Source organism: Cellvibrio polysaccharolyticus (assembly GCF_015182315.1).
Classification (GTDB): domain Bacteria; phylum Pseudomonadota; class Gammaproteobacteria; order Pseudomonadales; family Cellvibrionaceae; genus Cellvibrio; species Cellvibrio polysaccharolyticus.
Window position 1 is genome coordinate 3,042,552 of record NZ_PRDL01000001.1, and the last position, 15,427, is coordinate 3,057,978.

Annotated in this window: 10 protein-coding genes; 2 read left to right on the plus strand and 8 right to left on the minus strand. The window is 52.6% G+C overall.

Annotated features, from left to right (window positions below; translation table 11 throughout):
- Positions 1-10: 10 nt before the first annotated feature.
- Positions 11-925 carry a LysR family transcriptional regulator gene (locus C4F51_RS13020; protein WP_193910460.1) on the minus strand — a complete coding sequence of 305 codons (915 nt, stop codon included), beginning with the start codon at positions 923-925 and terminating at the stop codon, positions 11-13.
- 250 nt (positions 926-1,175) lie between these two features.
- On the opposite strand from C4F51_RS13020, the gene metE reads away from it, so the two are divergent.
- Positions 1,176-3,635, plus strand: coding sequence for a 5-methyltetrahydropteroyltriglutamate--homocysteine S-methyltransferase (gene metE / locus C4F51_RS13025; RefSeq protein WP_193910462.1), 2,460 nt, complete (start codon positions 1,176-1,178; stop codon positions 3,633-3,635).
- Between the two features lie 126 nt (positions 3,636-3,761).
- On the opposite strand, the gene C4F51_RS13030 is transcribed toward metE, so the two are convergent.
- The 6 genes from C4F51_RS13030 to C4F51_RS13055 form a co-directional block, all read right to left on the minus strand.
- Positions 3,762-4,412, minus strand: coding sequence for a DUF4198 domain-containing protein (locus tag C4F51_RS13030; RefSeq protein ID WP_193910464.1), 651 nt, complete (start codon positions 4,410-4,412; stop codon positions 3,762-3,764).
- Positions 4,413-4,697: 285 nt separating this feature from the next.
- A complete protein-coding gene (locus C4F51_RS13035; protein WP_193910466.1) occupies positions 4,698-7,223 on the minus strand; it encodes a TonB-dependent siderophore receptor in 2,526 nt (841 codons plus the stop codon).
- Between the two features lie 110 nt (positions 7,224-7,333).
- Positions 7,334-8,272, minus strand: a complete 939-nt coding sequence (locus tag C4F51_RS13040; protein WP_193910468.1) for a FecR domain-containing protein — start codon at positions 8,270-8,272, stop codon at positions 7,334-7,336.
- Between the two features lie 5 nt (positions 8,273-8,277).
- Positions 8,278-8,778, minus strand: coding sequence for a sigma-70 family RNA polymerase sigma factor (locus C4F51_RS13045; RefSeq protein WP_193910470.1), 501 nt, complete (start codon positions 8,776-8,778; stop codon positions 8,278-8,280).
- 284 nt (positions 8,779-9,062) lie between these two features.
- Entirely contained in the window at positions 9,063-10,184 is a 1,122-nt protein-coding gene (locus C4F51_RS13050) for an alpha-hydroxy acid oxidase (protein ID WP_193910472.1), read from the minus strand.
- A 4-nt stretch (positions 10,185-10,188) separates the two neighbouring features.
- Positions 10,189-10,869: a Fe2+-dependent dioxygenase gene (locus tag C4F51_RS13055; RefSeq protein WP_193910474.1), complete on the minus strand. Its 681-nt coding sequence runs from the start codon at positions 10,867-10,869 to the stop codon at positions 10,189-10,191.
- Between the two features lie 243 nt (positions 10,870-11,112).
- Between C4F51_RS13055 and C4F51_RS13060 the strand changes: the two genes are divergently transcribed.
- Complete coding sequence (locus tag C4F51_RS13060) at positions 11,113-13,401, plus strand: TonB-dependent receptor (protein ID WP_193910476.1); 2,289 nt, start codon at positions 11,113-11,115, stop codon at positions 13,399-13,401.
- Between the two features lie 72 nt (positions 13,402-13,473).
- Here the strand turns inward: C4F51_RS13060 and C4F51_RS13065 are convergent, their stop codons facing one another.
- Positions 13,474-15,414 (minus strand): multicopper oxidase family protein, encoded by a 1,941-nt coding sequence (locus tag C4F51_RS13065; RefSeq protein WP_202987682.1) that lies wholly within the window; start codon positions 15,412-15,414, stop codon positions 13,474-13,476.
- Positions 15,415-15,427 lie beyond the last annotated feature (13 nt).

Here is a 15,427-nt window from a genome sequence, read left to right on the forward strand (position 1 = left end):
TCGCCGGGGATCAAACCTGTTTGACCCCGGTGAGATTTTTCAGACAATGGGCTTTGGCCAGCTTGAGAAAATCGGCAATAAACGGTGTTTCCAGCTGCTCTTCTCTCACCGCTGCATACAAGGTCGGCCAAATACCTTTAGCACCGGCAGCACGCACGCTGATCAATGCCTGATCCACATATTCCGCCAGCACCCAGTTCGGTAACGCGCACACACCTCGCCCACTGACCACCAGTTGCACCATCATCAGTGTCAGTTCAGACGTGCGAATCCCCGCTGGTTCAATACCGGCCGGATCGAGAAAGTTTTTAAACACATCCAGACGCGAGCGCTCTACCGGGTAGGTAATGATGGTTTGATCAGCCAGATCGCCTGGCTCAAGATAATTTTTTGCATGCAACGGATGGCTGTTGGCAATCGCAATTTGCATTTCGTAGCTGAACAAGGGGATGTATTCAACACCCTTGATATCTTGCGGGTCTGATGTAATCACCAGATCAATTTCACCTTGCGCCAGCGCTGGCAGCGGCTCAAACATAAAGCCGCTGGAAAAATCCAGCTCAATGGAGGGCCATTGGTTGCGGTATACATCGACCGTTGGCATCAGCCAGTTAAAACAGCTGTGGCACTCGATGGCCATGTACAAACGACCTGCTTCGCCGTGCAACAGTTTGTGTACATCGCGCTCGGCCTCGCTGACTTTGGCCAGTACGTCGTCGGCCAGCAATAACACCCGCTTGCCTGCTTCAGTGAAACGCAGCGGACGACTTTTGCGAATAAAAAGCTCGGTACCCAGGCGCCCTTCCAGTTCTTTTAACTGATGGGACAAGGCCGACTGGGTAAGAAACAACCGCTCTGCGGCGTCTACCAGACTACCGGTTTCGCGCAAAGCGATCAGCGTTTTGAGATGACGGATTTCTATCATAGGTGCTCCGTTAAACGGGAGGTGGCCAAGTGGTATAACTGACACGCCGTGAACCCATCCATGGGGGCTCATCGCCATATTTAAGAATTTGCAGCAAGGCCGTTTTGAAGATTGAATCAAATCCTACGCCTCACCAACCATCAAATCAAATTTATTTCACTTTAAAACTGAAAATTATCAGTTTTACTCATGATAACGCTTCTCCGAGAATGGCCTCATCCAAAACAGAATCACCCCATGAGGCTAAACCATGACAACTCCGAACACACTGGCGCACAACCTCGGGTTTCCCCGGATTGGCGCAGACCGCGAACTGAAAAAAGCCCAGGAAGCCTATTGGCGTGGAGATATTACCCAATCTCAACTGGAAGCAACTGGCCGCGAACTGCGCGCCGCCCACTGGAAACTGCAAGCGGATGCCGGTCTTGATTTAATACCGGCCGGTGACTTTGCCTGGTACGATCAGGTACTGACGCTGTCTGCAACAGTAGGCAATATTCCGGCTCGTCACCGTAAAGGTGCCGCCACAAACGCTACCACCCGCACTACCGAAACCGCTTGTTGTGCGGCCCATGCGCACAACCCTGAAGCCGAAGCCGTCACCACGCCCTGTACCGATATTGATCTGGATACCTTGTTTCGCGTTGCGCGTGGCCGGGCGCCTGGCGGTAACGGCACCACCGCGTCTGATATGACCAAATGGTTTGATACCAACTACCACTATCTGGTACCGGAGTTTCATGCCGGTCAGCAGTTTGCATTGAGCTGGACTCAAATTATTGATGAAACACGCGAGGCTATTTCACTGGGCCATAACGTTAAGCCAGTGGTGTTGGGCCCCTTGAGCTACCTGTGGCTCGGCAAGGAAAAAGGCAGCGCATTTGATCGTTTTGATTTGCTGCAAAACCTGCTGCCTGCTTATGAGCAACTGCTGGCGGCACTGGCGGAAACCGGTGTGGAATGGGTGCAAATTGATGAGCCGATTCTGGTGCTGGATTTGCCCGCAAAATGGCAACAGGCTTTCGAAGGTGTTTATCACCGACTGCAAACCGGCAAGCTGAAAATTTTGCTGGCTACTTACTTCGGCCCACTGGGCGAAAACCTGTCGACCGCATTGAATTTACCAGTGGCCGGTTTGCACATTGATGCGGTGCGTGCGCCAGAGCAACTCTTGCCGGTGGTTGATCCCCTGTCTGCGCACAAAGTACTGTCGGTCGGTATCGTCAATGGCCGCAATATCTGGCGCAACGATTTGGCAGAATCACTGAAGGTGTTGAAAGATGCCAGGGCGCAGTTGGGCGGGCGTTTGTGGGTGGCACCTTCCTGTTCATTGTTGCACTCACCGGTTGACCTGGATCGTGAACAAAAACTGGATGCTGAAATTAAAAGCTGGCTGGCATTCGCCACACAGAAAGTTGCTGAAGTGGTAGCATTGGCACAGCTGGTTTCCGGCCACAATAATCCCGCCCTGGAAAAAGCGCTGGCAGACAGCAACGCTGCCGCTGAATCTCGCCGTAGTTCGCCACGCATTCACAACCCGGTTGTTCAGGCGCGCTTGCAAGCCGTAAAACCATCAGACAGTGCTCGCCAAAGTGCTTTCCCGCTGCGAATTAAAAAACAACAAGCACTGCTTCATTTGCCGTTGTTCCCCACCACCACGATCGGCTCTTTTCCGCAGACTGATCATATCCGTCAAACCCGCTGCGATTTCAAACAGGGTGTTATTAACGAAGCGGAATACCAAAACCGTATTCGCCAGGAAATTGCCGACGCGATTGCCCGCCAGGAGAAACTGGATATTGATGTATTGGTGCACGGCGAAGCCGAGCGTAACGACATGGTGGAATACTTCGGTGAACATCTGGATGGCTATGCCTTTACGCAATACGGGTGGGTGCAAAGCTACGGCTCGCGCTGCGTAAAACCGCCGATTATTTTTGGTGATGTTTCCCGTCCGCAAGCAATCACCCTAAACTGGGCGCGCTACGCGCAGTCGCTCAGCAAGAAGCCGGTAAAAGGCATGCTGACCGGCCCCATCACTATGCTGTTCTGGTCTTTTGTACGCGACGATCAACCTCGCGAAACCACCGCCTTGCAAATTGCCCTGGCATTGCGTGATGAAGTGGTCGATCTGGAACAAGCCGGTATTAAAGTCATTCAGATTGACGAACCGGCTATTCGTGAAGGTTTACCGCTGCGCAAAAAAGAGTGGCAAGCCTATTTGAACTGGGCAGTGAATGCTTTCCGCGTAAGCGCTGCCGGTGTTCAGGATGAAACCCAGATTCACACCCACATGTGTTATTCGGAGTTCAACGATATTATCGGCGCGATTGCGGATCTGGATGCGGACGTCATCACCATTGAAACCTCCCGTTCCGATGGCGAATTGCTGCAAGCGTTTGAAAATTTCAAATACCCGAATGATATTGGCCCTGGCGTTTACGACATTCACTCACCCAATGTCCCGGATGTGAATAGCATCATTAACCTGATGCGTCGTGCCGCACGCGAGTTACCGATTGAACGTTTGTGGGTAAACCCGGATTGCGGCTTGAAAACCCGCCGCTGGCCGGAAACCGAAGCCGCACTGGAGCGCATGGTTACCGCCGCCAAAGCGCTGCGCCTTGAATACGCGGGTAAAACGGCGAACGCGGAAGCAGAAGCAGAAGCAGAAGCAGAAGCAACACCGGCAGTTAACGCCAGAAATTGAATAGCGATACGAGTAAAATCAAGGCGAAAAAAGCAGCTTGCGTGCTGGCTTAATAGATGGAATTTTTCAGCGGGAAGGGAAAACCGGCACAGAAAACTGTGCCGGTAATACACCTGAGACAGGAATTTACTCGGCGACGAAACTCAGCGCAGTGGTATACGACAGTTTGTCAATTTTTTGGCCGGCAACTTCGGTGCCTTTGTCTGCATCAACGTTGTGAGCACCCACCAGAATGAAGCGACCTTTTTCCTTGATTGGCAGCGTGATACGGCCTTCGCTGTCAGTGGTAAACGTTTTGGTCCATTTTTCCGGGGAAATTACGTTGACTTCAGATTCAGCCAATGGCTTGCCTTTGTAAATCAGAGTGAAGGTGTTGCCGTTGGCAGCAACCGGTACCAGTTCAAAATCCAGCACAGCTTTAGTGTCGGTACGGCCAGCACGCGCAGTGAAGATAGCTGCCTGGTAGCCGCCTTCTTTGGTTTTCCACGGGTTCCACACCAGGTCATTGACCATACGGGCATCGCCCTGGGTAGCAAGGGTCGCTTCCAGGTGGTCTTCTTTCACCGCCAGTTTGGCCAGTTGTTTGGCGTCAGTGGTGAATACTTTGGTGTTGGCTTCCAGCTTGGCAACCGATTCACCTTTGTCCGGATGACCTTCAGCATGGCCGACATACACACGCACCGGGCCGCTACCATCGCGTTCGATCCATAATTCGTGAGCGCTGGCGGCTACCGCCATGGATGACAACACCAGTGCCAGTAAAGATTTCTTCAACATGTACATTCCTCCTGGGAGATTAAAAAATCGTTAAACCGCTACCATCACTGCAACATGACAAGCACGGGCAGATGGCAGCAGACGTTAAAAAGAGTGAAGTAAAGGGATAACCGATTCCGTACTGCAGCCCCGGTGCATCGGCACAATTGACTCTCTTACTACTCATGACGAACGAAAATTAAAAAAAGCTCACTTTTTTGTGAAAAAAGCGACTTTTCTCCCTAAAAGCCGCCATTTGTACATTTGTTATCCAATAGCCAGGCTCTGGTGAATACAGATTCGGTATTAGAAGCGCCCACGCACCGTAACCATGGCATTACGCGGTTCACCGTAGAAGTTACCGTTGTCTGCACTGCCCAGGGTTTGATACCAGGTTTTATCGAACAGGTTATTAACGTTCAGCGCGACCGACCAGTTGTTATCCACCTGCCAGGCAATGCGGCTGTTCCATACCGCGTAACCACCCTGGCTGAATTGGAATGGCACTGAAGGGCCATCGAATTGCCCGGAATTTTGATTCCAGGCCTTCAGTGTGCCGTTAACAAAATGCTCGCTTTGAGCGGTTGCGCCAATGCCGAAACTCCAACCGGCTAAAGACCCGGAGAAGCTCCAGTCGCTCCACAATTTAAATAAGTGCTTCGGCGTAACAGAATGGTAAACGACGGATGTGCGTTCGTTTTTGTTGCGGTTCCATGTGTAACCTGCGGAAATTTGCCAGCCCGGTAATATCTCACCATTAACCTCCGTATCAACACCTTCACTCACTACCTCGCCGAGTGAAAGCCAGCAACAATTCAGGCCAAGATCACCAAAAGGTGTACTTGGAAATGCCGGGTCGCGCACCGCTTCACCGGTTTGTTCAATACGATAAACCGACACCGCGGTAGTGAGGCGCCCGTCTTTGAAATCGCCTTTAACACCCACCTCCATATTTTGGCCCTCTACGGCATCCAGCGGTGTGCCGGGTAGCGGCCCTGTGAGGCGGTGCGATTGTGCTTTGTAAATGTCGGTCAAACTGGCATACAACAACCACTGCGGGTTGACGGTAAAGGTAAGCCCAACATAAGGGGTGAGAATATTATTTTCGCCATATTTGGTTAACGAGCGGCGAATAATGTTTTCGCCTTGCGCATCAAAAGTCACCAGTGGCGATTCATAGTCGTAATCGGCATTGCGGAAACCGGTAATCAAATTCAGGCTATCTGTGAGAGACCAATTCACCCGAGCATAAATACCTTGCTGGAAAGAACCGTAATCCTTCCAGCCGCGGTTATAACGCACTTTGGATGGATCAGGAATATTATGGGGATCAAAACTGTAAACATTCTGTGCCGGAATTGGTTGATCAAAATCGGTCTGCATCTGGTACTGGGTGAACACTACTTCACGCCAGTCCACACCGGAAACCAGCCTGTGCGTGCGACCAAAAAGATCGAAACTGCCATTCAGGTGTAAATCAACAGTGCGGGTTTTTGAGCCGAGATCATTACCGCCCCATAAGCCGATTTGCCCACCAAGACCGGTTTGCGGATCAATTGCACCGTATAGGGAACCATTTACCAGATAGCGCTCGGTGTCACTCACGGTCGCTTCAGTTTTTAATGACCAACGATCAGAAAATTGATGTTCAATACCCAGGAAAAATTCTTTCTTTTCGTAATCCTCAACGCCCCAGGAGGCGAATAATCCTGTACTGCGTGGCAGTTTCAAATCGCTGCCATCGTGTGCGCGCGGCATGCCAGGGTTACCCGGTGTTCCGTTGCGTTTATCAAAACTGCCACCGGCAAAAATCCGCGTATTCTCTGTGAGATCAGCTTCCACAATGCCGTAGAAAAACGAATTTTCGTTATTCGCCACATCGTAAAAATATTCACGATCCATGTAACTTGCTACCAAACGTCCGCGTACTTTGCCGTCATACGCCAGTGGCGTACTGACATCGACTTCAGCGCGGTAATAATCCCAACTGCCTGCGGTTGCATTCACGGCAATTTGCCGATGCGCCAGCGGGCGTTTGCGCACCAGGTTAATAGAACCACCTGGCTCGCCATTGCCGGAAAACAAACCGTCCGCGCCACGAATAATTTCTACACTGTCGTACATGGCAAGATTGGGCGTACCAAAAAATCCGGAAAATTCTCCGGCGACCAAGCCATCAATTTGCACATTTCTGACTTCAAAACCCCGCGAATAAATTTTGTCGACTGAAGCATAGGATCCCACCGCCGCGGTAATGCCCGGTGTTTGCAATAACACATCACCCAGCTCGTTCAACCCCTGGTCTTCAATACGTTGACGGGTCATTACGCTGATCGACTGCGGCGTTTCACGAACACTTTGCCCCTTGCCCAGAGAAACTTGTAAAGCGCGATAGGAACCACTGCCTTCGGTGGCGCCGACCGTTTCACCCGTTGCTTGCACTTGCACCGCTGGCAACATGCCCTGCGGCAGGGTTTCCAGGCTGAAGGTATTATTTTGCTGGCGCAGCGCCAGGCCACTGCCCGCCAATAAACGATCCAGCGCCTGTGCCGGAGTAAAATCCCCCTGAATGCCCGGGGTGTTTTTGCCCCGCACCTGGTCGGGCGTAAACGAAATGGTCATGCCCGACAATGAAGAAAAGCGCATCAGGGCCGATTCCAGCGGCCCGGCGGCAATAGAAAAATGTTGCTGCTGTTGCACACCGGGCGCATCACTTTGTGCGTAAACCGGCATGGCTAAAGTCGTACCAACGGCAGCCACCGCCAACAGCCCCATCATGGCCAGGCGGATGGATAATCGTAAACAGCAAACACCTTGAGCAGATTTGCTCATAACAGAAGCCTCTCGGGATAAGAAAATTAACGGCGGCTATGCACCTTTAATCTCCAAGTCGAATGAGCAACGTCAATCGACAACCCCTCTTCATTATTTTTTTGAAAAAATCAGGCCAGCACAAATTGCGCCCAGTAACGGGTGCGATAGCGGATTTTTATCGGCAGGGTTGTCGCAAGATTTTCAAGAATGGCAAAGGTATCGTTCAATTGAAACGAACCGGATAGAGACAAAGACGCTATGCTGGCATCGCAACCGATGTAGCCGCGATGGTAGCGCCCCAACTCTTGCAGGAATCTATCCAGCTGCCAATCACTGACCACCAGCAAACCTTGCCGCCAGGCATCGGCATAAGGCCTTGCACCTTCCGCCACCTCATAGGCTTTTGGGCTGAAACGCAGGGATTGTCCGGCTTCGACCAGCACCAGCTGGTTCGGTAACGCCAATGCGCGGGCAGCAACTGCACTGTCCAGTGCACTGACGCGGGTAGTTTCTCCGTTGCTGCACACCATTACACAATTTTTCTCCACCTGAATGCTGCCCGCGGGTGTGTGAATGATAAAAGGCTCGCCGGTGGCAGCAACCTGGAGAAATATTTCGCCCTCGCGCAGAAAAATACTTCGCAAATCTGCCGTAAAACGGATATCAACAGCGGTCGCGGTGTTCAGCGTTAACCGACTGCCATCACTTAATAACCACTCGCGGCGCTCACCTTTTGCAGTGTGATAATCGGCAAATACCGACAACTCGCGTAGCACCGGCCAGCTAATTCCCACACTACCGCCGGCGATTAAAAGCGCGGTCATTTTTTTCAAGGCGTTACGTCGGGTGGCGCGCGCCTGGCGCAACGAAGAACCGGCAATAGCCCCCGCCGGCAATTGAAACGTCTGCAACAATTTTTCTACCCGCGCCCAGACGTGGCGATGCAGTTCATGTTGTGCGAGCCATTGCTGATGTTGTTGCTGCAAGGCGGTATCGCTGCTGCTTTCTTTAAGGCGCAAATACCAGTCGGCCGCCTCTTCGTAAACATCCGGTGATATGTGCGTCATACCGTTTAATCCAGCAACATCAAACACTGCGCCATGGCGCGAATAAAATGCTTGCGCACGGTATTAACCGAGAGGTTTAACTGGCGGGCAATTTCGGCAAGGCTCAAACCTTCAATTTGCGCCATGATGAAAATGCTTCGGCCCCGCTCACCCAAACTATCCAGTAACCGGTCAACTTCCATGAGCGCTTCAATAATGATTTCCCGGGTTTCCGGCGAATCCACCACCCTTTCGGGCTGCGCCGCGAGTACCTCCTGGTAGGCCTGCTCAATACTGCGGCGGCGAAACATATCAATCATCAAACTGCGCGCCACACTGGTTAAATAAGCGCGGGGCTCGCGCAGCTCCGCCGCTTTGTTATTGAGGAGCACTTTGACAAAGGTGTCCTGCGCCAGGTCAGCCGCCTGCTCACGGCAGGACAAGCGCTTGCGCAGCCAGCTGGCCAACCATGCATGGTGGCCTTCATAAAGCCTATGCATCTGGCGGGTGGAATCGACCGTGGACATGGAAACTTTCCCCAACGCGAGCCGAACACCCGCCGTTAACGATGTTGGCAGTCGCTAACAGGCAAGAGGTTCGGAAAGGAATGATGTTATCAGGCAGGAAACCGCCCATTAATGATAATAATTCTTATTGTATTCTTTGAGAGAACCGCTCGCAATTGGCAGCACGCATTTCTGTGGCCGCCCCGACATAAACACCCTTGCCGGTATTAGCCTAAGGAAAGGCTTTGTGCTTCACTGGTCGGTCGTGCGGAAAAAGAACACAGCCTGGCGGCACCCGGAGCGGATTATTGAGTGCGACCTGCTTGCCAGAGCAGCGAGGCATCAATATCTGCCAGACAATGACAGCCATTCAAGACCATGGCCACTTCCAGCTCGGCACGCAACATATTCAGCACATGCGCCACCCCCACCGCACCGGCGGCTGCCAGGCCGTGAATATAAGGGCGTCCGATCATGACCGCATCTGCACCCAGCGCCAGCGCTTTTACCACATCGCTGCCGCGACGAATGCCGCCATCCAGCAAGAGTGGTATTTGTTTATTCACCACCGCCGCGACTGCCGCCAGGGCATCAATAGAGGCAGGCAAACCATCCAGCGTGCGGCCACCATGGTTGGATACCACCAAACCGTCCATGCCTGAATCCAATGCCTGTCGGGCATCCTCCGGGTTCATTACGCCTTTTAAAACCACCGGCAAACGGGTCATCGATTTTAACCAGCGCATATCTTCCCAGGTGGGTGCAGCTTGCAAGAGGTTACTGCCAAATACCGGGCTTTGGCCAGGCTTGCTATGCCATACCGGCGCCGTTGGCAAACCGCGTAAATTCACGGCTTCTATATCGGACGGCAGTGCAAAGCCGGCGCGCTGCTCACGGTGGCGCGGACCATTCACCGGTGCATCCACCGTCACCAGCAAAGCTTTGCAACCGGCCGCCTCAGCCGCTTTTACCAACGCCAGATTGGCTTCGCGGTGCGGCTGCCAATACAACTGAAACAACAGCGGTGCAACCGCCCGGGCGGCAATGTGTTCGATACCGACACTGGCCTGGGTACTTACCACCATGGCGGCGCCCATGGCGGCGGCGGCGGTAACGGTTGCCAGCTCGCCCTCGCTATGCGCCAACCGATGAAAAGCCACCGGCGCCAGCAGAATGGGATATTCCAGCAACATGTCAAACAGCTGTAAACGGGTATTGCCCTGCTGCACAGGCTGCAATACCCGCCCCTTAAACCGGTAACGAGCGAAAGCGTCGTGGTTGTCGCGCAGGGTAATTTCATCGGCTGCGCCACCGCTGAAATAAGCCCAGGCCTGTGGCGTCATCCGCGCTTTGGCATAGGGCTCGTAATCAGCAAGGCTTTGGATATCGACAGGGATGGTTTGCAACGGCGGCAGAATAGCGGTCATTGGCTCAGGTCTCCGACCATTGGCGCAGCAGGTTGTGATAAACCCCGGTTAACCGGGCTACCGCGTCGCTATCGGGAGTATCGGCTGAAACGTGCTGAATAGCGGTATCGAGGCTGGTGAGAATACTGCGCTGGCTGTCTTCACGCACCAGGCTTTGAACCCAGAAGAAAGCGGCGATTCTTGCCCCGCGAGTGACCGGTGTTACCCGGTGCAAGCTGGTGCCCGGATACAGCACCAGGTGGCCTGCGGGCAGCTTTATGGACTGGCTGCCATAGGTGTCTTCAATCACCAACTCGCCCCCGTCGTAATCGTCGGGATCGCAGAAAAACAGCGTTGCGGAAAGATCAGTGCGGATGCGCTGTGACGAGCCGGGTGCATTCATCACCGCGCCATCAATATGATTGCCGTAATGACCGCCGTTTTCATAACGATTGAAGCGCGGAGGCAATACTTTTAACGGCAAGGCGGCAGACATAAAGCGCGGGTTGCGCACCAGCGCATCCAGAATAAGATTTCCCAACTGCGTTGTCAGCGGATCATCTGCCGCCAGCTGCCGGTTTTGTTTTGCCTGACGCGCCACATGCCCCGCCGTGGTTTTGCCATCCTGCCATGCAGCATTGGCCAGTAAATGGCGGCATTGCGCTACCTGCTCTGCCGTCAGAATCTCCGGAATAATGTCCAGCACCCGATTGCCTCCTGATAAACGAATGGTTGGGATTAACCACTATAACACCGCCGATCCCTCTCTTCGCCACGCTGCCCCCGGTACAGAAAATCACTGTTAAAGAGGTTGGCAGCGGTGGCGCCAAATGGAACCTGTGATCAATATCATTTGATATTAATAATATCAATTATTATCATCTGTAAAATTTTCAGCTTTGCTTCTGCCGTTTTCGCTCTCCCACTTCAATCAACAAGGACCCAGCCCATGACCCAATGCACCATTGATCATTCGCCCATTTTGGCAGGAACGCGCCTCAAACCTCTCGTTGCTGCACTGGTATGCATTACTGCCAGCAGTATGAGCTACGCACAAAGCAGCAATGAAACCGCCCCTACCCTGAAAACCGTTCAGGTTAAAGGCCAGACAGAAGCACAAGCGCCTTCATCGCCCAAGTTCACCGCGCCGCTGGTAGATACCCCGCAAACCCTGCAAATTATTCCGGAAGAAGTGTTCACCCAACAGGGCGCACAAAACCTCACTGACGTGTTGGCCAACACACCTGGCATCAGTTTTAACGCCGGTGAAAACGGCTTCTCCACCGGTAACAGCAATTTCAGCCTGCGCGGTTTTGACACCAGCGGCAGTATTTTTGTAGATGGCGCACGTGACTCCGGCAGTTACAGCCGCGACATTTTTAACGTGGAACAAGTTGAAGTGGCCAAAGGCCCGGCAGCCGATAACGGCCGTGGCAGCGCTGGCGGTTACATTAATCTTTCCACCAAAACCCCGCGTCTGGAAAATTTCCGCTCGGCCACCATCAGCTACGGTGACGACGAGTACGACTCCAAAGCCCGCCATCGCCTCACTACCGATATCAACCAGAAAGTCAGCCCCGGTGCCGCGGTGCGTTTGAACCTGATGGTAGAAGACAGCGGTGTTGCCGGTCGCGAGCGTGCTGACAGCAACAATTGGGGTGTGGCGCCATCGGTAGCCTGGGGGTTGGATAGCAGCACCCGCTTCACCCTCGCCTATCAGCATCTGGAGCAGGAAGCCCGTCCGGACTGGGGCGTACCGGCCGCAATGATCAAAGGCATGATGCGTTACGATGCCGTGGCAGCATCGGCAGACCGCGATAATTTTTATGGCCTGGCATCCGATTATGACGATACCAAATCCGACTCGCTGCTCGCCAAAGTGGAACACGACTTTTCCAGCACCCTGAGTTTCAGCAACCAGACACGCCTTTCCAAAACCGATCGCGAAGCACGCTTCACCGTACCTACCGGTTACACACCGGCGACACAGCAAATGACCTCGCAAACCCAGATTTATGATCGCGAAGCAGCCAGCTTCTCCAACCTGAGCAACCTCACGGCGCTGTTTAATACCGGCTCTATCAAACACCACCTGGTAGCTGGTGTGGAATTTTCACGCGAGTCATCAGACGCTAACCGTTACGGCACCAACAACCCGGCGGCGACCAACATTTTTAATCCCGATGCCTATCGTTCACCGGCCTTTGAATTGAATGCAACCCAGGCGAACAAGGTTGGCGTCAATACCCAGGCGATTTACATTTACGACACGCTGACACTCAACGATCAATGGCAGCTGACTGCCGGCGTTCGCGGTGAGCGCTACAAAGTGACTATTGATAGCAACAACGCTGACGGTTCTTCCAGTGGTGCGTTGAACGGTTACAAGGAAAGTGAAACCACTGCCGGTGGCAAAATTGGTCTGGTTTACAAACCGGCCAGCAACGGCAGCATTTACGTGGCGGTGGGCGAATCTTCGCTGCCTGCCGGTTCCTTCCTTTCCAACCCGGATATTTCACGTACCGGCGACAATGCTTTCCCGGGCTTTGTTGCAGATGCCAAAGTGGTGAAGTCACGCAACTATGAAATTGGTACCAAGTGGGACTTCTTCGACAGCCGCCTCTCTACCAACCTCGCGGTATTTTCTACCGAAAAGCGCAACGTAGCGATTACCGGCCTGGAAGTGGGTGAAACCTCAGCCAGCCTGAAAGGCCACGGCAAGCAAATCGTAGAAGGTGTGGAATTTGGTATTTCCGGAAAAATTACCGAGCAGTGGGATGTGTTCGGTGGCTTTGTAATTCTCGACAGCGAGCGCAAACACAGCGCCTGGCTGGATGACGTACGCAAGCGCGCCAACCCGGCTGACTACGGCACTGCTACACGCACCAGCGGTGATGAATTGGCCTTTACACCGAAAGAAAGCGCCAGCCTTTGGACGACCTGGCGGTTTGACGCAGGCCTGACCATTGGTGCCGGTATTCAACACGTAGGCGATTCCTGGGCGGGTCGCCCCGATGATGCCAGCCGCATTATTCCCAATGGCACCTTCGGAAAATTACCGGGTTACACCATTGGCAACCTGATGGCGTCCTACACATTTAACGAAAATCTTACTTTGCGTTTGAATGTGAATAACGTAACCGATGAGCTTTATGCCACATCGACCAACTGGCCAGCCAATCGCGTATTACTGGGTACCGCACGCTCTGCCATGTTGAGTGCTGACATTCATTTCTAATAGTGCCGGCTCTTGATACGGCCAAAAAAAATCCCCCGGCGCGCAAACGTCGGGGGATTTTTTATGCAGCAATTAATGGTGGCCGTGAGCAATGCCGCCGCGCCCGTCACTAATTCCAATACGCACGTTCTGCATCATGCCCTGATCTTCATGATCCAGAATATGGCAATGCAATACAAAATCACCAATATAGCGCTGATAGCGGGTTCGCACTACGACGGTGTAGGCATGTCGGCTCTTATCTTTCAGCTGAACATTTTTAACCCACAAAGTATCTTTCCACAAACCTTTGGTGCCCCGGTATTGCACATCCGGCGCTGCTGATTTATCAAAATCATCAATAGCATCGGGGCCGCTAACATCCTTGCCATTGGGATCGTATACCGCAACGATCTCGAAAGGATTCACATGAATGTGAAATGGATGGCTGGCAAGGTTGGACGTCAACGTCCATTCATCACTGGTGCCTAATACCAGTTCCCTGTCGATACGGGCGGGGTCATAAGGTTTGCCATCAATCAGGAATTGCGCCGGGTCGGTGTCGGTATTGATATTAAATACCAGCGACTGTTTGCCATCCACGTTGGTGATAGGAGCATGCGCAACAAATTTTTTCAATGACTGACCGTTTTCCAAATCGCGAATAACTTCACGGCTGACATTCTCCGGATAGCGTTGTTTCGCATGGGTTGTCAAAGTGCGCATCAAAACGCTTTCGGGGTCGGCTTTTTCACCGGCGCTCACATTGACCACCGCCAGAAGCTGGCGCGATGATGCGGTGCGGTCAACGTTGGCTGAGGCAGGAGCTGCGCTATCAATAACACAGTACTGACCCTCTTCCGGAAATACCATTAAAGCATCCCAACGGTAGCCCGGTTGAAATACTGTCGTTGTGTATTTACGCATCGCAGGCACGGTCAAACCATCTGCCGCCACAATAAATTGCGTCAGCGCTTCACCGGTACAATATTCTTCAATAAGCTCGTCCTGTTGCAGCGCTTGCTGATGTAAAGCTGCACGAAAATTATTGTTAGCGGGTTTCATTTTTCTGAATTCCAGATTGATGGAATCACGTACCCCGGCATGAATCATTCGCCAACGTTCAACCTGCCCGGCTTTGGCCTGAATAAACGGCTGCACCTGGCCATTAATACTGGTAAAGCGCCCCGAGTCTGCCCATACACCCGGTGAAAATGCCGCATAGCTTTCTATTTCGCCACGATCCCGTTCATTACTGCAATTGTAATCTTCAGGGTTTTTACCTTCGCCATGGCAATAGTATTGAATTTGCTGGAACAGCAAAATGCGCTCTTCCGTGGCAGACAATAAAGTATCCAGATCACCATTTTGTGTGGTGGTGGGCTGACGATCCCCTTTAATAATCAGCGCCCCCGCCATGCCGCTGGCAACTTGAATGGCGGTAGAGCCGTGGCGATGCGGGTGATACCAGAAAGTGCCTGCCGGGTGATCAGCGGGAATATTATATTCATACTGAAAATCCACATCCGGGTTAATGGATATCAACACGTTATCGCTATTGCCGGCCGGGTTAATCCATAAACCGTGAGTGTGCATATTAGTGCTGTTAAAACAATGCGGCTCATTAACAGGCTGGGATTTATTAAAACAGTTTTCATCTTTCGGCAAGCGGTTTTTCAAGGTTGCCCGAATAGTATCGCCGGGTTCAACCACAATGGTAGGTGCCGCAAAAGGCGCTTTGGTATCAATGCCCGAGCCCTGATAACTGCGCAAATGCACCTTGTCCCAACGGTTGGTAGCCGGATTCCACAAACTGCTGTCGGTGTACTTCACAGTCCATTCAAAATATTTTTCTCTGCCTGGCGATGATGTCAGCAAACGCGATGAAGCTTCGGGTAGCGCCGCCTGAATGGACATTAACGGGGGGTCATTCAATAGATGATCTTCATCGGCATAAGCATTGGGTAAGAGCAGAACCATGAGCGGCAAAACGCTCATGCGGGTCAGATATTGACGGGTTACCTGCGTCATCATAAAGATTCCTTTC